Source organism: Paraburkholderia sp. LEh10, assembly GCF_017814945.1.
Classification (GTDB): Bacteria; Pseudomonadota; Gammaproteobacteria; order Burkholderiales; family Burkholderiaceae; genus Paraburkholderia.
In genome coordinates, this window is sequence record NZ_JAGIPX010000031.1 from 1 (window position 1) to 22,923 (window position 22,923).

Genomic DNA, 22,923 nt, shown 5'->3' on the forward strand with positions numbered 1-22,923 from the left:
AATGAACCGCCGTATGCGGAACCGCATGTACGGTGGTGTGAGAGGGCGACGGGGGTAACCCCGTCCCCTACTCGATTTCTCCGATCTCACCGGAGCCTGCGGCCGTAACGCCCACGCACAACCTGCGAAATATACGTCGCCAACCCTTGCCCAGCGACAGCCAGCCGCTTCATCCTTTCGACATCCCGCTGTCCCGTCATCGCATAGTCGTACAGATACAGCGTGCCGTCCCGAAAAAGCACGGCGATTGCCCGCTCGAAGGCCTCATAGGCCGTCACCGGCGACCGACCGCTCAAATCCCGGTACCGCTCCATCGGCTCACCCAGGCCCCGACAATAGAGGAAGACCAGGAACGAGCATGAACCATTCCTAAACTATCGGCAAACAGATATCGGTCAGCAGATTCGCAGGCGCAGTCTCTTTCGGATTATTTAAATATTCTTCGAACACGGGCGCATTCGCGGCCTCATGTTCCGAGTTGACCAGCCACTCGCCATAGAGCCACTGGTAAGCCGCCGCCATATCCGCGTAAGGCCCTTTATGCCGCAGCACAGCGTACCTTCCGCCCACGATCGACGTGACGCTGACAAGCGGATCGCCGGAAACATCGGCGGCGCGAGGCAGCCACACGCCCGCTTTGGAGCGCAACTCACCTTCGGCGACTGCCGTCGGATCGTCGTAGTAGATCCCGATCATGCGCATCTCGTTCGATAGCAGCCCACGCGAAGCAAGCCAGCCCATCAGCGAATCGAATGCCTTGCCGATCTGCATGTACGGGCCGACATGATCGACCGTCAGCACGTCGAAGCCCTCGATGTCGCGAATCACCACATCTCTCATCGTCATTTGTTGACCTCCTGAGTCCGCAAGAGACGGCCGGAACCGGATGTGCGTTCCGGCTTTCCCATACTGGGCGGGCGGCATGCCGAAGACGGCGCCGAACGTCCGCGTGAACGACTGCAAGCTGCTATACCTGGATCGCGCGGCGATCTCGGCAATCGGCATCGAGCCGTTTGCGAGATAGCCCGCCGCGCGATGCAGGCGCAACCGGCGCACGGTCGTCGCGACCGTCTCGCCATACATCGCCTGATAGATCCGATGCCAGTGAAACGGCGACAGACATGCGATCCCCGCGAGCCGTTCGATGTCCAACGGCTCGTCGAGGTGATCGTAAATATGATCGAGCACGCACGCGAGCCGCGCGGCGGTATTGCGCGCGATGGCCGATGTCGTTCATCACAATCGTAGAAGAAGAGCGATGAAAAGCACGATAGCACGAGGCGATTTACCAAATCCTGCGGACTTGCCGTGTGCATGTGTGTCGATCGACAGTTCGACGTATTCATTCAACGCTGACTTAACCCGGTCGAGCCAACTCGCACGCCGAGGCGCGCACATCTTTGCCAATTTTCGATAACACCTCGATTAATGGCTTCCTACCATCGCCAGATGCCGCCGGTAAAAGCTCGCGACGGCCGACCACGCGAGCCCAGCCCGCCGCCAACTTCGACAAGGGAGCCACCGATGAAAGAAGCGTCGACAACCCAGCACAAAGGCACCGTCACACATCACGAGCTGAAGCAGACGCTCGGCACCTGGCAGCTTTGGGGCATTGCCGTGGGTCTCGTGATTTCCGGCGAATATTTCGGCTGGAGCTATGGCTGGGCGAGCGCGGGCACGCTTGGCTTCGTGATCACCGCGCTCTTCATCGCGGCGATGTACACGACGTTCATTTTCAGTTTCACCGAACTCACGACATCGATCCCGCACGCCGGCGGCCCGTTCGCCTACGCGCGCCACGCTTTCGGCCCGACGGGCGGCTACATCGCGGGCGCGGCGACGCTCGTCGAGTTCGTGTTCGCGCCTCCCGCGATCGCGCTCGCCATTGGCGCATATCTGCACGTCCAGTTTCCGGACCTCAATCCGAAGCACGCGGCAATGGGCGCGTATCTGGTCTTCATGGCGTTGAACATCGTCGGCGTGCAGATCGCCGCGGCCTTCGAGCTGTGCGTGACGCTGCTGGCCATTTTCGAGCTGCTGGTGTTCATGGGCGTTGTGTCGCCGGGCTTCCATTGGTCTAACTTCACGAAGGGCGGCTGGGCCGGCTCCGATACGTTCAGCATGGGCGCGTTCCACGGCATGTTTGCCGCGATCCCGTTTGCGATCTGGTTCTTCCTTGCGATCGAAGGCGTGGCGATGGCCGCCGAAGAAGCGAAGAATCCCAGGCGCTCCATTCCCATCGCGTACGTGACGGGCATCCTGACGCTCGTCGTGCTCGCGGTTTGCGTGATGGTGTTCGCGGGCGCGGCGGGCGACTGGACCAAGCTCGCGAACATCAACGACCCGCTGCCGCAAGCGATGAAGTACATCGTCGGCGAGAACAGCGGCTGGATGCACATGCTCGTGTGGCTGGGGCTGTTTGGTCTCGTCGCGTCGTTCCACGGCATCATTCTCGGTTACTCGCGCCAGATCTTCGCGCTCGCACGCGCCGGCTATCTGCCCGAATGGCTGTCGAAAGTGCATCCGCGCTTCAAGACCCCGCATCGCGCGATTCTCGCGGGCGGCGTAGTCGGCATTGCCGCGATCTATAGCGACGAACTGATCCAGTTCGGCGGACAGACGCTCACTGCCAATATCGTGACGATGTCGGTATTTGGCGCTATCGTGATGTACATCATCAGCATGCTCGCGCTGTTCAAGCTGCGCCGCATCGAGCCGAACATGGAGCGTCCGTTCCGCGCGCCGCTGTTTCCGTATTTCCCGGCGTTCGCGCTCGGTGCCGCAGTGATTTCGCTGGCGACGATGATCTATTTCAACCTGCTCGTCGCGGGCATTTTCGCGGCCTTCATCGCGCTCGGTTACGGCTACTTCCTGAGCACGCGTCAACAACGCGAGGTCGCGCCGGCCGACGCGCTGCTCGAAGAATGACCTGGCAGGTGCAGTAGACACAGCATCACCGACGCACATGCAACAAGCCGCGCAGTCGCAGCGGCGAGGAGTACACGACATGAGCTACACGGAGACAATCGGCAGCCGTACGTATCGTTTCGCCGACCTGAAAACGCTGATGGCAAAGGCGAGCCCGCTGCGCTCCGGCGACCAGCTCGCCGGGATCGCGGCGGCGAGTGAGGAAGAGCGCGTCGCCGCGAAGATGGCGCTGGCGAACGTGCCGTTGCGCACGTTCCTCAACGAAGCATTGATTCCATACGAAAGCGACGAGGTCACGCGCCTCGTCATCGATACGCATTCGCCCGCAGCGTTCGCCGAAATCGCGCATCTGACGGTGGGCGAATTCCGCAACTGGCTGCTGTCGAGTACGACGGATACGAGCGCGCTCATGCGCATTACGCAAGGCCTTACGCCCGAGATGGTCGCGGCCGTGTCGAAGCTGATGCGCAATCAGGATCTGATCCTCGCGGCGCGCAAGCGGCCCGTCGTCACGCGCTTTCGCAATACGGTCGGCTTGCCGGGTCATATGTCCGTGCGCCTGCAGCCGAATCATCCGACGGACGACGTAAAAGGCATTGCCGCATCGATGATCGACGGATTGATGTACGGGTGCGGCGATGCAATGATCGGCATCAATCCCGCGTCGGACAGCCTATCGGCCATCACCGGTCTGCTCGTGATGATCGACGACTTTCGCACGCGCTATCAGGTGCCGACGCAGTCGTGCGTGCTCACGCATGTGACCAATACGATCGCCGCCATCGAGAAAGGCGCGCCCGTCGATCTCGTGTTCCAGTCGATTGCGGGCACCGAGAAGGCGAATGCGGGATTCGGCATTACGCTCGCATTGCTGCAGGAAGCGTATGACGCGGCGCTGTCGCTCAAGCGCGGCACGGTCGGCGACAACGTGATGTACTTCGAGACGGGGCAGGGCAGTGCGCTGTCGGCCAACGCGCATCATGGCGTCGATCAGCAGACGTGCGAGGTGCGCGCGTACGCCGTCGCGCGTCAGTTCAACCCGTTTCTGACGAATACGGTGGTCGGCTTCATCGGCCCCGAGTATCTGTACGACGGCAAGCAGATCACGCGCGCCGGTCTCGAAGATCATTTCTGCGGCAAGCTGCTCGGCGTGCCGATGGGCTGCGATATCTGCTACACGAATCACGCCGAAGCCGATCAGGACGATATGGACAATCTGCTGACGCTGCTCGGCGTCGCGGGCATCAACTTCATCATGGGCATTCCCGGCGCAGATGACGTGATGTTGAATTATCAGAGCACGTCGTTTCACGACGCGCTATACGTGCGCGACGTGCTGGGCCTGCGCCGCGCGCCTGAATTCGAGGAATGGCTGGAGTCGATGCAGATCACGGACACGCGCGGCGCGCTGCTCAATGCGCCCGTGCGTCAGCCGCTGCTCGAAGGCGCGAATGAATGGATGGGTATCGCATGAGCGATTCGATCGAAAAGAACGCGTGGCAGGCGCTGCGTGCGTTCACGAACGCGCGCATCGCACTGGGCCGCGCGGGCAACAGCCTGCCGACCGCGCCGTTGCTGGCGTTCAATCTCTCGCATGCGCAGGCGCGCGACGCCGTGCATCATCCGCTCGATGCCGATGTGTTGCACGAGCAATTGCGCGCGCAAGGCTTCACGTCGCTCGATGTGCATAGCGCCGCCCCGGATCGCGAGCACTATTTGCGGCGTCCTGATCTGGGGCGCCGCTTGTCCGACGAAAGCCGCGCGACGTTGAGCAACGCGGCGACGAACGATATACCCGAAGTAGTCTTTGTCATCGCCGATGGACTCTCGGCGTTCGCGGCATCGAAGCAATCGATTCCGTTGTTGCTGGCCATCACGAAGCGGCTCGCCGACTGGAAGATCGGCCCTGTGGTCGTTGCGCGCCAGTCGCGTGTCGCGTTGGGCGATGAGATCGGTGAGTTGCTGAAGACGAAGCTCGTCGTGATGTTGATCGGCGAAAGGCCGGGACTGAGTTCGCCGGATAGTCTGGGCATTTATCTCACGTACGCGCCGAAAGTGGGATGCAGCGACGCGCAACGCAACTGCATTTCGAACGTGCGCCCTGAAGGTCTCGGCTACGAAGCGGCTGCGCACAAGTTGCACTATCTGCTGACGCATGCGCGACGTCTCGGTCTGACGGGTGTCGGTCTGAAGGACGACAGTGACGCGCTGCTTCAGGCGGAATCGGCAACGATCATAGAAGACGCTTCGAAAAAATATTGAAGTGCCTGGATGTGATCCAACGTCCGGGCACTCACGGCAAACTACATCACGGCAACGCTAAACCGCATCAGCCCGGCTCACCGGATGCTTGTCGAGCCACGCATTCTCTTCGTCGTCGAACAGACGCGAGCGGGTCAGGAATCGCAGTCCTGTCGGCCGCTCCAAAGAAAACATGCCGCCGTTGCCCGGCACGACATCGATGATCAACTGCGTGTGCTGCCAGTAGTCGAATTGCGATTCGCTCATGTAGAACGGCACGCCGCCAATCATGCCGAGCCGGACATCCGAGCCGCCGACCATGAACTCATTCGACGGAAAACACATTGGCGCGCTGCCGTCGCAACATCCGCCCGATTGATGAAAAATGATCGGTCCATGCTCGGCGCTCAACTGCTGGATCAGTTTGATGGCCGCATCCGTCGCCACGACGCGCGCAACGCTTTCTTCGTTCATCGCGCTTCCTCTTTCACTTGACCGCTGAAAAAGCGGGCGAACCGCATCGCGCGATCCGCCCAACAGGACTACGCTCAGAAGAAACCCAACGGTTTGTCGCTATAGCTGACGAGCAGATTCTTGGTTTGCTGATAGTGGTCGAGCATCATCTTGTGATTTTCGCGCCCGATGCCCGATTGCTTGTAGCCGCCGAACGCCGCATGCGCGGGATACGCGTGATAGCAGTTCGTCCATACACGGCCCGCCTGAATCTCGCGGCCGAAGCGGTACGCGCGCGTGCCGTCGCGAGTCCAGATGCCTGCGCCGAGGCCATAGAGCGTGTCATTGGCGATTTCGAGCGCTTCCTCTTCGTTCTTGAACGTCGTGACGGAAACGACCGGCCCGAAAATCTCTTCCTGGAAGATCCGCATCTTGTTGTGGCCGCGGAACACGGTCGGCTTCACGTAATAGCCCTTCGAGAGTTCGCCGTCCAGCTTGTTCTGCTCGCCGCCGACGAGGCACTGCGCGCCTTCCTGCTTGCCGAGATCGATGTACGACAGAATCTTTTCCAATTGCTCTCGCGATGCCTGCGCACCGATCATCGTCCTCGTATCGAGCGGATGTCCCTGCTGGATCGCCGCGACGCGTTTGACCGCGCGCTCCATGAAGCGGTCGTAGATCGATTCCTCGACCAGTGCGCGCGACGGGCACGTGCACACTTCACCCTGATTCAGCGCGAACATCGCGAAGCCTTCGAGCGCTTTGTCGAAGAAGCTGTCGTCCTTGTCCAGCACATCGGCGAAGAAGATGTTCGGACTCTTGCCACCCAGTTCGAGCGTGACGGGGATGAGGTTCTGGCTCGCGTACTGCATGATCAGGCGGCCTGTCGTCGTTTCGCCCGTGAATGCAATCTTCGCGATGCGCTTGTTCGACGCGAGCGGCTTGCCCGCTTCGAGACCGAAGCCATTGACGACATTCAGCACGCCGGCCGGCAGCAGATCCTGAATCAGTTCCATCAACACGAGCAGCGATGCGGGCGTTTGTTCAGCCGGCTTCATCACGACGCAATTGCCTGCTGCAAGTGCGGGCGCGAGTTTCCACGCGGCCATCAGGATCGGGAAATTCCATGGAATGATCTGGCCGACTACACCTAGCGGCTCATGAAAGTGATAAGCGACGGTATCGTGATCGATCTCCGAGATGCCGCCTTCCTGTGCGCGGACGGCACCCGCGAAATAACGGAAGTGATCGATCGCGAGGGGAATGTCGGCCGCCATCGTTTCACGCAGCGGCTTGCCGTTGTCGATCGTCTCCGCGACTGCGAGGCGTTGCAGATTCGCTTCCATGCGATCGGCAATCCTGTTGAGAATGTTCGCGCGGTCCGTCGTCGACGTCTTGCCCCATGCGGCCTTCGCGCGATGCGCGGCGTCCAGTGCCAGCTCGATGTCGGCTTCACGCGAACGCGGAATCGACGTGAAGGGCTCGCCTGTAATCGGCGAGACGTTGTCGAAGTACTCGCCGCCAACGGGCTTCACCCATTCCCCACCGATGAAATTTGCGTACTGCTTCTTATACGGAAACTCGGTGGTCAGAAACTTCATCTCTGCGTGATTCATCTGTGTGCTCCTCACATGATCGGATCGCGATGTATTCGTCTGGATATGTCACCTGGCTATGCTGCTGCCGGGCGTGTTTATCGCCAGAAGCGTGCCAGCATGCGCGGGTGTGTGACTGATGCGGGCGCGCAAGGCACCGTCGCGATGCACGCTGCCTCAAACGCGTGATGTGCTCAGCGCGGCCGTTGCATCCGTGAGCACTTCGAAAAGTCGATGTTCATCAAATGAACAGAGGGGCGCGATGTGCAGTGGAGCACACGTCGACCTCATCGGCATGGGAATTGCGTTGGTGTATGCTCGTTTGCAATGTCACGTGCGAATGCACGCTCATCATCGACGCCCCGTATGACGACCGATCTTTTTTCTCTGTCCGCGCACGCGGCCGCATGCCGTGTCGAAACGAGCGTCGCGCACGACGCCGATGAACAGGCGCGCAATCTGCACGGCTGGACGCAGACTTACGATCAGCTCACGGCGGGCCGTTTCGTCGGGCGATTGACGGGCCTGCATCTGGACGACATGCACCTGTTCTGCGAGACCACGAGCGAAACCCTGCGTCAGACATGTGAAGTGCCCGCTGACGCCTATTGGTTCGGCATTCCCGCCGAGGAAGCCAACACGGGCCGCATCGACTCGCAGCCGATCGGCCGCGAGTCGCTTGCGTTTCAGCGTGGCGGCGTCGAATTCGAATTGCTGACGCCAGCCGGCTACGCGGTTTTCGGCGTGGTCGTGTGCGGCGAGATGCTGGATCGGCATTCGGCGTGCGTCGAATACGCGGATCTGGCCGAGCAGGCCGCGCGCACAGGCATCATTCCAATCGACGCTGCAAACAAGGCGCGATTCTGCGCGCTATTGCGCAGCGTCCTCGACGAGTCGGCAAGCGTTGCGCTCTCTGAACGCGCGCGGCGCAATCTGCAAACGTCGGTGCTATCGTCGCTGCTCGATCTTTGTGCAGCGAGTGCGCTCGAGCCTGCCGCCATTCCCGCGCGGCCGCGCCGACAGTGGATCGTTTCTGAAGCGCGGGACTATGTGCTCGCCAATCGCGAGCGGCCCGTCGGCGTGCCCGAGTTGTGTGAGCATCTGCATGTGAGCCGCCGCACGCTGCAGTACTGCTTTCAGGATGTGCTCGGGCTTGCGCCCGCGAACTATCTGCGAGCGCTCCGTCTGAACGGCGCGCGTCGCGATCTGTGCGGCGCAGCGCCCGGCGAGCGCACGGTGCAGGATGTCGCGGCCGCATGGGGCTTCTGGCATCTGAGCCAGTTCGCGACCGACTATCGCAAGCTTTTCGGCATGCGTCCCTCCGAAACGCTGAAAGCGGTTCACACATCCACAAGCATGCGGGTGGCGCACTAGCATGCTGGCTGCGGGCTGTCCCGCGCGCATCCGCTAAAATTGCGGCATGCGCGAACTTCGTTCGCCACCCGATCAACCATCCTCATCGATGAATCGCAAGCTGGCCCGTGTCCGCGGCAATGCGCGAACGCGCGCGTCAGGGCCTTGCGATGCAATCGCGCCTTCGCATGCGGACGAAGACGCTCAACGAAATCCAGCCGGAGAATCACCGTGTTTACTTGCATCAACCAGAGCTGCGGCGCGCAGTGGGAGCAGTCGGACGTCGTCATCAAGAACGAAGGACAGGGTTTGCTGTTTCGCTGCCCGATGTGCGGCGCGCGTAACTACGTCGAGCGCTTCGACGCCGACGACGGCACGATCGTTTATGAGCAGATCGAAGGCCGCCCCTATAACTAAGCCCGCACATCGATATGACCGATAGAGCTCGCCCCTTTAGCGAACTACCGCTTTCCGAAGCGGCGCTCGCGAACCTCTCGCAACTCGGCTACGCCGAGATGACGCCCATTCAGGCCGTGAGCCTGCCCATCGCGCTCGCCGGCCACGATCTGATCGCGCAGGCGAAGACGGGCAGCGGCAAGACCGCGGCGTTCTCGCTCGCGTTGCTTGCGCGGCTCGACGCACGCCGCTACGCGGTGCAGGCGATGGTGCTGTGCCCGACGCGCGAACTCGCCGATCAGGTCACACAGGAAATCCGCCGCCTCGCTCGCGCCGAAGAGAACATCAAGGTGCTGACGCTCTGCGGCGGCACGCCGATGCGTCCGCAGACGGCCAGTCTCGAGCATGGCGCGCATATCGTCGTCGGCACGCCGGGGCGCATCATGGATCATCTGGAGCGCGGCAGTCTCTCGCTCGACGCACTCAACACGCTCGTGCTCGACGAAGCGGACCGCATGCTCGACATGGGCTTTTTCGACGACATCGCGAAGGTCGCGCGTCAATGTCCGAAAGAGCGGCAGACGCTGCTATTTTCGGCGACGTACCCTGAAGGCATCGCGAAGCTGAGCCAGCAGTTCCTGCGCAACCCGAAGGAGGTGAAGCTCGAAGAGCGGCACGACGACAGCAAGATCCGGCAGCGCTTTTACGAGGTGACGGAAGACGAGCGGCTGCACGCCGTCGGTCTGCTGCTGAATCACTACCGGCCTGTCAGCACGATCGCGTTTTGCAACACGAAGAATCAGTGCCGCGACCTGCTCGACGTGCTACGCGCGCAAGGTTTTCATGCGCTGGCGCTGCATGGTGAGCTCGATCAGCGCGAACGCGATCAGGTGTTGATCCAGTTCGCGAATCGCAGTTGCTCGGTGCTCGTCGCAACCGACGTCGCCGCGCGCGGCCTCGATATCGCGCAGCTCGAAGCGGTGATCAATGTCGACGTCACGCCGGACCCCGAAGTGCACGTGCATCGGATCGGCCGCACGGGCCGCGCGGACCAGGACGGTTGGGCACTGAGCCTCGCAAGCATGAACGAGATGGGGCGCGTCGGCGGGATCGAAGAGGCGCAAGGACGCGATGTCGAGTGGCATCCGCTCGCGGAACTGAAGGCGGCCAGCGACGAACCGCTGCTGCCGCCGATGGAAACGCTGCAGATTCTCGGCGGCCGCAAGGAGAAGATCCGGCCCGGCGATGTGCTCGGCGCGCTGACGGGCGACGCAGGCTTCAACGGCTCGCAGGTCGGCAAGATCAACGTGACGGAGTTTTCGACTTACGTCGCCGTCGATCGCGGCATCGCCCGTGACGCGCTGCGCAAGCTGAGCGCGGGGAAGGTCAAGGGCAAGAAGGTGAAGGTGCGTCTGATGGACGAGTGAACGCGCGCGAGGGCAGCGTGCAGCGTTGCCCTTGCGGCGCAGCCCTCGCTACGCGTTCATCCGGATGCCCGGCATCAAAGGCATCAGTCCTTTTCATACCTGCGGGATTACCCTGCTATCGCTGGTGTTCCGCTTCGCCAGACTGCAGGTGCGTTCGACGCGGCTGTGCGCGTCGCGCCGCGAACGCCGGCAGCATGAGCCAAACGCATGCCGCGCATGACAAAGTTTCGATTGTTCTCGCGCCCGCATTGTTGCCTAATCGTTCAAACTGTGCGGGACCGACGCATCACGCAGGGTCCGCCGATTTGCAGCGAGAAGGAGAAATTTCATGCAGAGCGCTTTGCAAGCACGCTCTAAATTGCCGGACGTCGGCACGACGATTTTCACGGTCATCGGTCAACTGGCCGCCGAACACAACGCGTTGAACCTGTCGCAAGGCGCGCCGAATTTCGCGCCCGACGAGGCGCTCGTCGAAGGCGTGGCCAAGGCGATGCGTGCGGGTCACAACCAGTACGCGCCGATGGCGGGCATCGGCGCATTGCGCGCGGCGCTCGCCGCGAAGGTCGAGACGCTGTACGGCGTGCACTACGATCCTTCGACGGAAGTGACCGTGATCGCCAGCGCGAGCGAGGGGCTGTATTCGACGATCAGCGCACTCGTGCATCCCGGCGATGAAGTGATCTACTTCGAGCCGTCGTTCGACAGCTATGCACCCATCGTGCGCCTGCAAGGCGCGAAGCCGGTTGCGATCAAGCTCTCGGCGGCGGACTTCCGCGTGAACTGGGAAGAGGTGTCCGCGGCGATCACGCCGAAGACGCGCATGATCATCGTCAACACGCCGCACAATCCGACCGCGACGATTTTCAGCGACGCCGATATCGAGCGCCTGAAGGCCGTCACGCGCAACACGGATATCGTGATTCTGTCCGACGAAGTGTATGAGCATGTCGTGTTCGACGGCGCGCAGCATCACAGCATGGCGCGTCACCGCGAACTGGCGGAGCGCAGCGTGATCGTGTCGTCGTTCGGGAAGTCGTATCACGTGACGGGCTGGCGCGTCGGCTACTGCCTCGCGCCCGCGGCGCTGATGGACGAGATCCGCAAGGTCCATCAGTTCATGGTGTTCTCAGCCGATACGCCGATGCAATACGCGTTCGTCGAGGCGCTCTCCGATCCGCGGAGCTACCTGGGCCTGTCGGAGTTCTATCAGCACAAGCGCGATCTGCTCGCGCGCGAACTGCGCGAGTCGCGCTTCGAGCTGTTGCCGAGCGAAGGCAGCTTCTTCATGCTCGCGCGTTTTCGCGGTTTCTCCGACGAAAGCGACAGCGACTTCGTGTTGCGTCTGATCCGCGATGCGAAGGTCGCGACGATTCCGCTGTCGGCGTTCTATACCGACGGTACGGATAACGGGCTCATTCGTCTGAGCTTTTCGAAGGACGATGCGACGCTGATCGAAGGTGCGCGCCGTCTGCGCTCCATTTGAGGACCACGCGATGATGCAGGAATCGATCAAGGCCGCTGTTGTTCAGATGAGCAGCAGCGCGGACGTTCAGCAGAATCTCGGCGAAGCGCGCCGATGGGTGCATGAAGCGGCGCGCGAGGGCGCGACGCTCATTTGTCTGCCCGAATACTTCTGCTGGATCGGCGACGATGAAATGCGGCGCGTCGCGCTGGCCGAAGCGTTCGGCGACGGCCCGGTTCAACAGACATTGTCCGCGCTCGCGCGCGAGACGGGCGCGTGGCTGATAGGCGGCACCGTGCCTATCCGTCCGTCGCACGGCCCACAGGTCGGCACGCATGCGTACAACACGTCGCTGGTGTTCGATCCGTCCGGGCAATGCGCGGCGCGCTACGACAAGATCCATCTGTTCAGCTTCAACCAGGGCGCGGAGCAACATGCGGAAGGCGACACGATGGTCGGCGGCGACAGCATCGGCACGGCGCACGGGCCGTTCGGCGCGCTGCGCCTGTCGGTGTGCTACGACTTGCGCTTTCCCGAGCTGTATCGCGCGGGGCCCGATGCCGATGTGATCGCCGTGCCCGCCGCCTTCACGCATACGACGGGGCTCGCGCACTGGGAACTGCTGCTGCGTGCCCGCGCCGTCGAGAATCAGGCCTTCGTGCTCGCGTCCGGTCAATGCGGCACCCATTCGAACGGTTGGCGCACTTTTGGCCACAGTATGATCATCGGGCCGTGGGGAGAAGTGCTCGCGCGCCACGACGACGGACCCGGCATCGCGCTCGCGACGCTGACCCAGACCGCGCTCGACGAAGCGCGCAACCGCTTGCCGGTGCTCACGCATCGGCGCATCGCTACGCCATCTGACGTGCATTGAATATAACGAAGGAGATCAACAATGAAGCTTGTGAAGAATCTGCTGATGCTGGCGTGCGCGTTTGCATCGGTAACGACGGTCCCGGCGATGGCTGCCGACGCGACGACGCTGCGCTATGGGCTCGAAGCGCAGTATCCGCCGTTCGAATCGAAGGGCTCGAATGGCGAGTTGCAGGGCTTCGACATCGACATCGGCAATGCGGTGTGCAAGACGGCGAACCTCAAATGCAGCTGGGTCGAGACGTCATTCGACGGTTTGATCCCCGCGTTGCAGGGCCGCAAGTTCGACGCAATCAACTCGGCGATGAACGCAACGGAAAAGCGCCGCCAGGCGATCGACTTTACCAACGTGATCTACCGCGTGCCGACGCAACTCATCGCGCGCAAGGACAGCGGCCTGCAACCGACGCCCGAATCGCTGAAGGGCAAGCGCGTCGGCGTGTTGCAGGCGTCGATTCAGGAGACGTACGCGAAGGCCCATTGGGAAGGCGCTGGTGTGGCGGTCGTGCCGTATCAGGACCAGAATCAGGTCTATACGGATCTCGTCGCGGGTCGCCTCGATGCGACGCTCGTGCTCGCGCCTGCCGGTCAAACGGGTTTCCTGTCGCGTCCGGACGGCAAGGACTTCGCTTTCGTCGGCCAGCCCGTGCGTGATGACAAGATCCTCGGGAGCGGCATCGCGTTCGGCATCCGCAAGGGCGACACGGCGCTGCGCGACCAGTTGAACGCGGCGATCGCCAAGGTGCAGGCGGACGGCACCGTCAAGACGCTCGCGGAAAAGTACTTCGGCAATATCGACGTTTCGGCGAAGTAATCCGCTTCGGCTTCCATAGAAACGCGCCGCATGGCTTGTCATGCGGCGCGTTTCTTTTTGCTTAACATCTGACGAATAAATCGGTGAAAGGGGGTGGAATAAAGCCCCAATGGTCCTGTTAGCGCAAGCAAGAGCCCGACTTTTGCACGACTGAACCGTTATGTCCCGCAGCCATTCCCCGTCCGACACGCCGCTCACGGAAGCGGACATGCAGTCATTCGCCGACGGCAATCTGCCGCCGGAGCGGGCGGCGCGCGTGCGGAAATATCTTGGCTCGCGTCCGCGCGAGGCTGAAAGGATCGCTTTCTATCGGCAACTGAACATGCAGATGCGCAGCGTGTTTGAAGGCGCGTTTCCTCAGCGCATCGGCGCGCTGGGTGCGCAGTGCGCGCAAGCGACCGGGCTGAGTTCGGCGCTGCACCGCTTCTTTGTGCGGCGTATCAGCGTGGCGTTGCTTGGCATCGCGCTGGCCATGCTGGCGGCGAGCGGGTGGCTTCTTGCGTCGCGCGTATCGGCGGAAATGCTCGATGCCGCGGCCGTCATGGCGCTCGCGCGGGCTTCGGGTCAGCGGGCCGATCAGGTGCCGGCGACCGCGCCTGACGATCCGCATGCCGCCGATCTCGCGCCTCTAGGACTGAAGCTCGCCGCGGTAGCGAAGCATCATCCGAACGCGCTCGCGAGCATCGACGTGCTCAACTACCGCAACGCAGACGGCGATGCTGTCCTGCTGCTTTCGGCTTCGGCGCCGTTCGCGGCCGACAAGCCGCACTGGATCGCGCAGCGTGTCGGCGACGTGCGTCTGCTGACATGGACCCTGCATGGCAGGCGCTACGTGCTGGCGGGACACGCGGCCACACACGGGCTGATGCGGGCCGCCGATGCGCTGACGGAGCGTGATTGAGCGGGAGCGTGACTGAACGCGCGCTTTGCCGATTCGCACGCGCTTGTTGTGCTGGCGAAAAACAGGCGGAATAAAATGTTGCAGGTTGTGTTCTCTGCTTCAAGAGGCGATGCGCGCCGAGCAATACCTGACGGGTAGAGGAAATGGACATCCGTAACGAGTTGATGGAGCACGTGCCGCGATTGCGACGCTATGCAAGGGCGCTGATCAGTAATCGCGATCTCGCGGACGATCTCGTGCAGGACACGCTCGAACGCGCGCTGACGCGCACGAAAATGTTTCAGGCCGGGACGGACCTGCGCGCCTGGCTTTTTACGATCATGCATAACGTATTCGTCAATCAGGTGCGCAAGTCGTCGACGCGTGCGGTCCACGTTTCCGTCGACGACGAAAGCATCGTCGAAAGCGAATTTGCGGTATCGGGCGAGCAGACACGCTCGCTCGAAGTACGCGATCTCGACTACGCATTGCAGCGTTTGCCCGCCGATCAGCGCGAGGTCGTGTTGCTCGTTGGGCTCGAGGAAATGAGTTACGCGGAAGTTGCGATCGCACTCGACATTCCCGTCGGCACGGTGATGTCGCGGCTGTCGCGGGGACGCGAGCGTTTGCGCGCGTTGATGGCGGGTGCTCAGCCCGGCGCCAAACTGAAGGTGGTGCGATGAGCGATCAACAAACTCCAATCAGCGAAGAAGACATTCACGCGTATGTGGATGGCACGCTGTCCGACGAACGCCGTGAAGAGGTGGAGCGCGCGATCGAGATGAATCCCGCGTTGGCCACGCGCGTCAGCGACTACTTTTCGCTCAACAACATGTTTCATGAGCGCTATGACCACGTGTTGAACGAGCCCGTGCCCGCACGCTTGCGCGTGCCCGAAAAGCGTCGCTGGCTCGATGCGGCGAACTGGCCGCAATTCGCGGGCATGGCGGCTGCGCTGGTGCTGGGCGTGGGGATCGGCGTGGGCACGAATCTGGGCAAAGACATGCCGGCGCCGTGGGCGAATCCGTCGTCGAATGGATCGCCGAATGGATCGAGCACGCGGCCCGTCAGCGCGGACGCTTCGGAAGTGTTCGCGCAAAAGGCGGCGCTTGCGCATGTCGTGTATATGCCGGCCGTCGATCGTCCTGCGCAGATTGGCCAGGACCACGAAGAAGAGTTCGTGCAGTACCTCGCGAACAAACTCGGCACTGACGTGCATCCGCCGATGCTCACCAAAAGCGGATTCGAGCTCGCGGGCGGCCGCGTGTTGCCGGGTGACGATGGCCCTGTCGCGCAGTTCATGTACCACAACGCGAAGGGCGAGCGCGTGACGCTTTGCATTTCTCACCGCAAGGTGAATGCGAATACGACCGCGTTCAAGCTGTATCAGGAAGGGCCCGTCAATGTGTTCTATTGGGTCGATGGCGATTTCGGGTATGCGGTGTCGGGCGGTATCGATCGCAAGGTCATGCTGCAGATCGCTCACGATGTGTACGCGCAATTGACGGGAGCGACGCCGGGTTGATGTTTTGTTTTGTAGCGTTTTTGCTATGACGGCTGCGTCTGCGGATGTGGCCGTTTTTGTTTCGCCAAAGATAGTTAGTGATGCGAATTTATCAAACAGCGATGAAACGGTTTTTTTGATCGGCAGCCGGGAATAGATCGCGGCGTCGCGCGGTTTGTCAGTGTGCGTACCGCACGTTTTCAAAGGAGTTGGAAATGAAGATGCTCGCACTGTTGGCCGTATCCGTCGCAGCACTCGGTTCGACGAATGTCTTCGCGCAAGGCAAGACGCGCGCGCAGGTGTATCAGGAGTTGATCGAAGCGCAGCAGAATGGATTGAACTTCGTCACCGATGCCTCGTATCCCGACGTGAGTCCCGTTTATCAAGAAACAGTCGACTATCTGAAGAAGCAGGCGCTCGCTAAAGCCGATAGCGCGAACCGGATGGCGAAGGCGGCTTCGGATGCGGCAGCGCCTGGGAATTGAACGGTGTCGGTAGCGGGAAAAATGCAAAAGGCCGGTCAGCTTTCGCTAGACCGGCCTTTCAAATATCTTGGTGGGGCGTGAGTGACTCGAACACTCGACCTACGGATTAAGAGTCCGCTGCTCTACCAACTGAGCTAACGCCCCAACAGAAGCGAAATTATGCAGGAGTATTTCGAGTTTGGCAAGTGTATCTCGCAAATTTCTTAAAAAGAGTTCGCAGACGAGGCGACTGTCCGACGCGTGGATCGCAAAAAAAAAGCCGCCGAACGCACCATCGGAGCGTACGGGCGTTCGTCCCGGTATCATGTCGCGACACCATGCTGCGCGACGTTAACGTGCCGCAATAACGGGAAATAACGATGGACGAAAACGAAGTCCGGGCGTTGCTCGACCGTGTGCTCGCCCCTTGGGTGCGAGCGTTGTCGCTGACGCCGGTGAAAGTCGACGATGAAAGCGCGACGCTGCGTTTGCCGTTTTCCGGCGAGTTGCGGCACAGCGGCGGCGTAATCTGCGGCCAGGTTTTCATGGCCGCCGCCGATACCGCGATGATCATCGCCATTTCCGCCGCGCTCGGCGGATTCAAGCCGATGACCACCGTCTCGTTGAACATCAGTTTCATGCGCGCCGTCCGCAAGGGCGACGTCGTGATCACGGCCCGCGTATTGCGCATGGGCCGCAATCTCGTCTTCGGCGAAGTCGAACTCATCGATGAGGACGGCAAGATGGCCGTCCATGCCACCACCACTTACGCGCTGCTCAACTGACAATGTGCGCACGGACGGCGCGAGCGCGCCGCGGCAATCGAAGGAAATAGCGGATGTTCGATCAGGTCGTATTCGCCGGCGGCGGAAATCGCTGCTGGTGGCAGGCTGGTTTCTGGGACGTGGTCCAGCCGGAACTGGATATCCGGCCGCGCGTCATCACGGGCATTTCGGCCGGCGCGGCGACAGCGTGCATGCTCTACACCCGCGACGCCGACTGGGTGATGCGCTATTACAAGAACGCGCTGCGCAACAACACGAAGAACGCCTATTGGGGCAATCTGCTGCGCGGCGAATCGGTGTTTCCGCATTACCGGATTTACCGCCAGGCGCTACTCGACATTTACGGCGACGGTTTCTCGCGACTGTCGAAGGCGCCGGAAATCCGCATCGGCGTGTCGCACGTGCCGCGCTGGCTGGGCACTCGCAGCGCCGTCGCCGCCGGGCTGATCGCGTACAACATCGAGAAATACATCCGCAAGACGCTGCACCCGACGCTTGGCCGCGCGCTCGGCTTCCATCCGGAATTCGTGCGCGCGCAGGATTGCGCGAACGTCGATGAACTCGCGGACCTGATTCTCCAATCGTCGTGTACGCCGCCTTTTACGCCCGTCCTGCGACGCAACGGACGGCCTGTGCTGGATGGCGGCATGGTGGACAACGTGCCCGTCGGCGCGCTCGATCCGGCGCCTGGCAAAGTGCTCGTGATGGTGACGCGCATTTATCCGCGTCCGCAGATGTTCGTGGTGCCGCACGGCGCGCAACAGCGCATTTACGTGCAGCCATCGCGCAAGGTGCCGATTTCAAGCTGGGACTACACGAGTCCGTCACAGATGCAGCACGCGTACAACCTCGGCCGGGTCGATGGCGAGCAGTTTCTACAACGCGTCCCTGAAATGCTTGATGCAGCTGCGCACGATTGAAGCATGTGCATAACAGCAACAGGGCGGCCCCGCAGCGGGCCGCATGCACTTTACTTCCGGCGGCCACCTTGTAGCGCTTCCGGATTCGCAACACTCGACGTGTCGCCCTGATCGAATGCAAGAATGTTCTTGAACGCCGCGCTGAAGTACAGCTCGTAGCTTTCCTTTTCTACGTAACCGATGTGCGGCGAGCAGATCACGTTTTCCATCCGCAGCAGGCTGTAGCCCTGCAGGATCGGCTCGCTTTCGTAGACATCGATGGCAACCATACCAGGCCGGTTGTGCGACAGCGCGCCCATCAGCGCATTTTCTTCCAGCAACTCGGCGCGGCTCGTGTTGACGAACAGCGCAGTCGGCTTCATGCGCATCAAATCGTCCTGCTTGACGATGCCGCGGGTGTCATCATGCAGACGCAAATGCAACGACAGCACGTCGCTTTGCTCGAACAGCGCTTCACGGCTTTCGGCCACCGTATAGCCATCGGCGACGGCCGCTTCACGCGAGTGTTCGCGGCCCCAGATCAGCACGTTCATCCCAAACGCCTTGCCGTAGCCGGCCACGAGCCGGCCGATCTTGCCGTAACCCCATATGCCGAGCGTCTGGCCGCGCAATACCTGACCGAGCCCGAAGTTCGGCGGCAATGCCGACGTCTTCAGCCCCGATTGCTGCCAGGCGCCCTGCTTAAGGTTTGCTACGTATTGCGGAATGCGCCGCTGCGCGGCCATGATTAGGGCCCACGTCAGCTCGGCGGGCGCGTACGGTGAGCCGACGCCTTCGAGCACGGCGATTCCGCGCTCCGTACAGGCAGCCATGTCGATATGCTGACCGGCCTTGCCCGTTTGGCTGATCATGCGCAGATGCGGGAGCTTATCGAGCAGTTGCGAGCTGATGCGCGTGCGTTCGCGAATCAGGACCAGCGCGTCGACTTCGGAGAGACGACTGGCCAGTTGGCCGAGGCCGCGAACGGTGTTGTTGAAAACCTTGACCTCGTGGTCAGCGAGCAGTTGAAAACAGTCGAGCTTGCGGACGGCGTCTTGATAGTCGTCAAGGATGGCAATCTTCATGGCGTATAAGTTTTGCGGCGCACCACGTGGGTGCGGAACGGAGAGTCGTGTTTGGGTGTCCCACCATGTGACCTGGACCACATGATGCTTGTTTTGAATGCCGTACCGTATAAGGTGCCGCTATGACGGAGCCACGACGGCTGGGCAAGTTCCCTCGTTTTTAACAGTTTGTTGCATGTCCGCGCAAGCCGCTTTACAGACGGTTTCAACGAGTCGGCGACAGGCTGGAATGGCCCTTACGACCTGTACGATCGCGCGCCGCATTGCCTTGCGCCCGATCGCCGCCTCTCGCATGCAGCGTCGCTGGGCTAGCACCGTTTCTTCTTCTACCAAAACGGAGACAGCTCGATGAATCATCCCGCATTCGCAGGCCATTCGACGGTTCAAGCGCCTGCCTGGGTCAAACATCAAAAACTGATCGAGTGGGTGCAGCGCGTCGCAGCGCTGGCAAAGCCGGAGCGGATCGTCTGGTGTGACGGTTCGCAAGAGGAATACGACCGCCTGTGTGCGCAAATGGTCGCAGCCGGCACCCTCAAGAAGCTCAATCCGGCCAAACGGCCTAAGTCCTATCTCGCATGGTCCGATCCATCCGACGTCGCGCGCGTCGAGGATCGCACGTTCATCTGTTCGCGGCGCCGCGAGGACGCGGGCCCAACCAACAACTGGGTTGAACCGGCCGAAATGCGGGCGACGCTCGACAGTCTCTTCGACGGCGCGATGCGCGGCCGCACGATGTACGTCGTGCCGTTCTCGATGGGCCCGCTCGGTTCGCCGATCGCACATATCGGCGTCGAGCTGAGCGACAGCCCGTACGTCGTGGCGAATATGCGGATCATGACGCGCATGGGCCGCAAGGTGTACGACGTGCTCGGCGAGGACGGCGATTTCGTGCCGTGCGTGCATTCCGTCGGCGCGCCGCTCGCTGCCGGCCAGAAGGACGTGGCGTGGCCCTGCAGCGACACGAAATACATCGTTCATTTTCCGGAAGCGCGCGAAATCTGGAGCTATGGTTCGGGCTATGGCGGCAATGCGCTGCTAGGCAAGAAGTGCTTTGCGCTGCGTATCGCATCGACGATGGGCCGCGACGAAGGCTGGCTCGCCGAACATATGCTGGTGCTCGGTGTGACATCGCCGGAAGGCAAGAAGCACCACGTCGCGGCCGCGTTCCCGTCGGCATGCGGCAAGACCAACTTTGCGATGCTGATTCCGCCTGAAGGCATGAACGGCTGGAAGATTTCGACGATCGGCGACGACATCGCATGGATCAAGCCGGGCAAGGACGGACGTCTGTACGCGATCAACCCGGAGGCGGGCTATTTCGGCGTCGCGCCCGGCACCAGCGAGAAGACCAACTTCAACGCAATGGCGACGCTGAAGGAAAACGTGATCTTCACGAACGTCGCGTTGACGGACGATGGCGACGTCTGGTGGGAAGGCATGACGGACGCGCCGCCCGCGCATCTGATCGACTGGCAGGGCAAGGACTGGACACCCGCCATCGCGAAGGAAACGGGCCGCAAGGCGGCGCACCCGAACGCGCGCTTCACGGCGCCCGCCGCGCAATGTCCGTCGATCGATGCGGACTGGGAAAACCCGGCGGGCGTGCCGATCGACGCGTTCATTTTCGGCGGCCGCCGTTCGACCACCGTGCCGCTCGTGACGCAAGCGCGTAATTGGGTCGAAGGCGTCTACATGGCCGCGACGATGGGCTCGGAAACGACGGCGGCAGCGGCCGGGCAGCAAGGCGTCGTGCGGCGCGATCCGTTCGCGATGCTGCCGTTCTGTGGCTACAACATGAGCGACTACTTTGGCCACTGGCTGAAAACGGGGGCAAAACTGGAACAGATGAGCGTGCGCACGCCGGCAATTTTCTGCGTCAACTGGTTCCGCAAGGGCGACGACGGCAAGTTCGTATGGCCGGGCTTCGGCGAAAACATGCGCGTGCTGCGCTGGATGGTCGACAGGATCGAAGGCAAAGCTCAAGGCGAGGAGCATGCGTTCGGCATTTCGCCGCGCTACGAGGATATCGACTGGAGCGGACTCGACTTCTCCCGCGAGCAGTTCAACCAGGTGATTTCCGTCGACGATGCCGCGTGGCGCAAGGAATTGGCATTGCACGACGAATTGTTCAATACGTTGAAGCACGGCATGCCTGCCGCACTGCAAGATGCGCGAAGCGCGCTGGAGAGAAAGCTTGTCGCCTGATGACGTAAGCAAACGCTAACGCTGGTCGAGCCGCCTTTGGGCGGCTTTTTCATGCTTGCGGCGGAATATGGGGCCTGCGTTCGACCCCGATCCCCTCCGCCCATGTATCGCTTTCGCTGTTCGAACACATCACGCGTTCCGAATGCAATGCAGCAAATTGTTTCCACGGCGGAAACAATCGACCCATCCGCATTCCGTCCCCGAGGACATTGACTCAAATTTTTATAAAATTTCTTCAGTTGGAGGCAACTTCTGCAGGATTTCCCTGGTCGTAGGAAAATTCCAAGTGTGCTTCCTGTTCGCGAGGGAGCGGTAATACGGCAGGAGTTGTCCATGGATCATTTGCAGTCGATGCGAGTATTCGTCAAAGTGGCGGATCTCGGAAGTTTCGCCCGCGCGGCTAGCGCGATGGATATTTCGAACGCAGTCGCCACCCGCCACGTCGCCGATCTCGAAGGCCGCCTTGGTACCCGACTGCTCAATCGCACTACGCGTAGTCTTTCGTTGACCGAGTCCGGTCAGGTTTATCTGGAACGGGCCCGTCAAATTCTCGACGAGCTCGAGGACGTCGAGCAGATGGTCGTCGCGCGCAATCACGAGCCCGTTGGCACGCTGCGCATCGTCGCGCCCGTCGTATTCGGGCTGCATAACCTCGCGCCTGTGCTACAGACTTACGCCGAGCGCTACCCGAAGGTGATTCCGGACGTGACGCTCGTTGACCGGCAGGTCGATCTGGTCGAAGAAGGATTCGACGTGGGTGTCGTGATCGCGCGACATATGCGTAGCGCAAGCATCGTGACGCGCCGCCTGACGACGGGCTGCATGACCGTCTGCGCGACGCCCGCCTATCTGGAGAAGCACGGCACGCCGACGCGACCGGAGCAATTGCTCGAGCATCCGTGCCTGTCGCTGCCGTCCGAATACTGGGGTGACGAGCGCGTGTTCACGGGTCCGGACGGCGAAGTGCGCGTGCGTCCGACGAACGTGATCGTCGCCAACAACACGGAAATGCTGCGCCAGTTCGCGCTGCTCGGCATGGGCATCGCGATCCTGCCGAGCTATCTGATCGGGCGCGATACGACGCGTGGCAAGCTGGTGCGGCTATTGAGCGATTACCGTCTGCCGCAGGTGGAAATCAACATCGCGTACCCGAGCCGCCGTCACCTGCCGGCAAAGGTGCGCACGTTCATCGATCACCTCGTCGAGCACTTCAACCAGACGCCGAACAGCAAGCTTGGCGAACAGTGGGTGAAGGACGGCGTGGAGCGCACACCGTCGATGCTCGAATCGGCGGCGATGTCCATGCCGCCCGAAGCGTTCGACGGCGCGGAGCCGTTGTCGAGCCTGCTGGACAGCGAAATCACCGCGAAGCCGTCGACACGCACGCTGAACCGTTCGCGCAGCATCGTCACGCCGACGCACTGACGCAGCTTTGAAACAACTGGCGGTGCCGCAACAGGGCGGCGCGCCGGCGGTCAATAAAAAAGCGCAGTCACCGTAAAAGGTGACTGCGCTTTTTGTTGCGCGATTGTTCAGGGTTTGCAGCGACGCGTGACGAA

At 61.6% G+C, this 22,923-nt stretch carries 21 protein-coding genes and 1 tRNA gene; 17 read left to right on the top strand and 5 right to left on the bottom strand.

The annotated features are described in order from the left end of the window. Nucleotides 1-369 precede the first annotated feature (369 nt). Complete coding sequence (locus J8I87_RS24210) at nt 370-1,188, bottom strand: AraC family transcriptional regulator (protein ID WP_313065674.1); 819 nt, start codon at nt 1,186-1,188, stop codon at nt 370-372. Nucleotides 1,189-1,524: 336 nt separating this feature from the next. Between J8I87_RS24210 and eat the strand changes: the two genes are divergently transcribed. The 3 genes from eat to eutC all read left to right on the top strand — a co-directional run bounded on the left by eat (nt 1,525) and on the right by eutC (nt 5,190). After that, on the top strand, nt 1,525-2,928 hold the full coding sequence (gene eat, locus J8I87_RS24215) for an ethanolamine permease (RefSeq protein WP_209934516.1): 1,404 nt from the start codon (nt 1,525-1,527) through the stop codon (nt 2,926-2,928). A 79-nt stretch (nt 2,929-3,007) separates the two neighbouring features. Beyond that, nucleotides 3,008-4,402: an ethanolamine ammonia-lyase subunit EutB gene (locus J8I87_RS24220; protein WP_209934517.1), complete on the top strand. Its 1,395-nt coding sequence runs from the start codon at nt 3,008-3,010 to the stop codon at nt 4,400-4,402. Next, complete coding sequence (gene eutC / locus J8I87_RS24225; protein ID WP_209934518.1) at nt 4,399-5,190, top strand: ethanolamine ammonia-lyase subunit EutC; 792 nt, start codon at nt 4,399-4,401, stop codon at nt 5,188-5,190. The genes J8I87_RS24220 and eutC overlap by 4 nt, the downstream gene beginning before the upstream one ends. Nucleotides 5,191-5,247: 57 nt before the next feature. Here the strand turns inward: eutC and J8I87_RS24230 are convergent, their stop codons facing one another. Further along, on the bottom strand, nt 5,248-5,643 hold the full coding sequence (locus tag J8I87_RS24230) for a DUF779 domain-containing protein (protein ID WP_209934519.1): 396 nt from the start codon (nt 5,641-5,643) through the stop codon (nt 5,248-5,250). A gap of 74 nt (nt 5,644-5,717) precedes the next feature. Continuing rightward, nucleotides 5,718-7,238 carry an aldehyde dehydrogenase gene (gene adh / locus J8I87_RS24235; RefSeq protein WP_209934520.1) on the bottom strand — a complete coding sequence of 507 codons (1,521 nt, stop codon included), beginning with the start codon at nt 7,236-7,238 and terminating at the stop codon, nt 5,718-5,720. A gap of 345 nt (nt 7,239-7,583) precedes the next feature. Between adh and J8I87_RS24240 the strand changes: the two genes are divergently transcribed. From J8I87_RS24240 to J8I87_RS24285, 10 genes are all read left to right on the top strand, one after another. Further along, nucleotides 7,584-8,591: a helix-turn-helix domain-containing protein gene (locus J8I87_RS24240; protein ID WP_209934522.1), complete on the top strand. Its 1,008-nt coding sequence runs from the start codon at nt 7,584-7,586 to the stop codon at nt 8,589-8,591. A 210-nt stretch (nt 8,592-8,801) separates the two neighbouring features. Beyond that, complete coding sequence (locus tag J8I87_RS24245; protein WP_087732256.1) at nt 8,802-8,987, top strand: hypothetical protein; 186 nt, start codon at nt 8,802-8,804, stop codon at nt 8,985-8,987. Nucleotides 8,988-9,001: 14 nt separating this feature from the next. Then, nucleotides 9,002-10,393, top strand: coding sequence for an ATP-dependent RNA helicase DbpA (dbpA, locus tag J8I87_RS24250; protein ID WP_209934523.1), 1,392 nt, complete (start codon nt 9,002-9,004; stop codon nt 10,391-10,393). 328 nt (nt 10,394-10,721) lie between these two features. Continuing rightward, nucleotides 10,722-11,876, top strand: coding sequence for a pyridoxal phosphate-dependent aminotransferase (locus J8I87_RS24255; RefSeq protein WP_209934524.1), 1,155 nt, complete (start codon nt 10,722-10,724; stop codon nt 11,874-11,876). A gap of 10 nt (nt 11,877-11,886) precedes the next feature. Next, entirely contained in the window at nt 11,887-12,729 is an 843-nt protein-coding gene (locus J8I87_RS24260) for a carbon-nitrogen hydrolase family protein (RefSeq protein WP_209934525.1), read from the top strand. Nucleotides 12,730-12,750: 21 nt separating this feature from the next. After that, nucleotides 12,751-13,542, top strand: coding sequence for an ABC transporter substrate-binding protein (locus tag J8I87_RS24265; protein ID WP_209934527.1), 792 nt, complete (start codon nt 12,751-12,753; stop codon nt 13,540-13,542). Nucleotides 13,543-13,750: 208 nt separating this feature from the next. After that, a complete protein-coding gene (locus J8I87_RS24270) occupies nt 13,751-14,443 on the top strand; it encodes an anti-sigma factor family protein (protein WP_245254126.1) in 693 nt (230 codons plus the stop codon). 143 nt (nt 14,444-14,586) lie between these two features. Then, a complete protein-coding gene (locus tag J8I87_RS24275) occupies nt 14,587-15,105 on the top strand; it encodes an RNA polymerase sigma factor (RefSeq protein ID WP_209934530.1) in 519 nt (172 codons plus the stop codon). Continuing rightward, complete coding sequence (locus J8I87_RS24280) at nt 15,102-15,947, top strand: anti-sigma factor family protein (RefSeq protein WP_209934531.1); 846 nt, start codon at nt 15,102-15,104, stop codon at nt 15,945-15,947. The genes J8I87_RS24275 and J8I87_RS24280 overlap by 4 nt, the downstream gene beginning before the upstream one ends. A 194-nt stretch (nt 15,948-16,141) precedes the next feature. Beyond that, nucleotides 16,142-16,411, top strand: coding sequence for a DUF4148 domain-containing protein (locus tag J8I87_RS24285; protein ID WP_209934532.1), 270 nt, complete (start codon nt 16,142-16,144; stop codon nt 16,409-16,411). A gap of 68 nt (nt 16,412-16,479) precedes the next feature. Here J8I87_RS24285 and J8I87_RS24290 read toward each other — a convergent pair. Beyond that, nucleotides 16,480-16,555 (bottom strand) — tRNA-Lys (locus J8I87_RS24290). A gap of 215 nt (nt 16,556-16,770) precedes the next feature. Here J8I87_RS24290 and J8I87_RS24295 point away from each other — a divergent pair. Then, nucleotides 16,771-17,175: a PaaI family thioesterase gene (locus tag J8I87_RS24295; protein ID WP_209934534.1), complete on the top strand. Its 405-nt coding sequence runs from the start codon at nt 16,771-16,773 to the stop codon at nt 17,173-17,175. Nucleotides 17,176-17,228: 53 nt separating this feature from the next. Beyond that, nucleotides 17,229-18,095, top strand: a complete 867-nt coding sequence (locus J8I87_RS24300; RefSeq protein WP_209934535.1) for a patatin-like phospholipase family protein — start codon at nt 17,229-17,231, stop codon at nt 18,093-18,095. A 50-nt stretch (nt 18,096-18,145) separates the two neighbouring features. Here the strand turns inward: J8I87_RS24300 and J8I87_RS24305 are convergent, their stop codons facing one another. Then, nucleotides 18,146-19,159, bottom strand: a complete 1,014-nt coding sequence (locus J8I87_RS24305) for a D-2-hydroxyacid dehydrogenase family protein (protein WP_209934536.1) — start codon at nt 19,157-19,159, stop codon at nt 18,146-18,148. Nucleotides 19,160-19,507: 348 nt separating this feature from the next. On the opposite strand from J8I87_RS24305, the gene J8I87_RS24310 reads away from it, so the two are divergent. Beyond that, the gene (locus J8I87_RS24310; RefSeq protein ID WP_209934537.1) at nt 19,508-21,364 is read left to right on the top strand and encodes a phosphoenolpyruvate carboxykinase (GTP); all 1,857 of its coding nucleotides are present in this window, start codon (nt 19,508-19,510) and stop codon (nt 21,362-21,364) included. Nucleotides 21,365-21,697: 333 nt separating this feature from the next. Further along, entirely contained in the window at nt 21,698-22,789 is a 1,092-nt protein-coding gene (locus J8I87_RS24315; protein WP_209934538.1) for a LysR family transcriptional regulator, read from the top strand. Nucleotides 22,790-22,923: the final 134 nt, after the last annotated feature.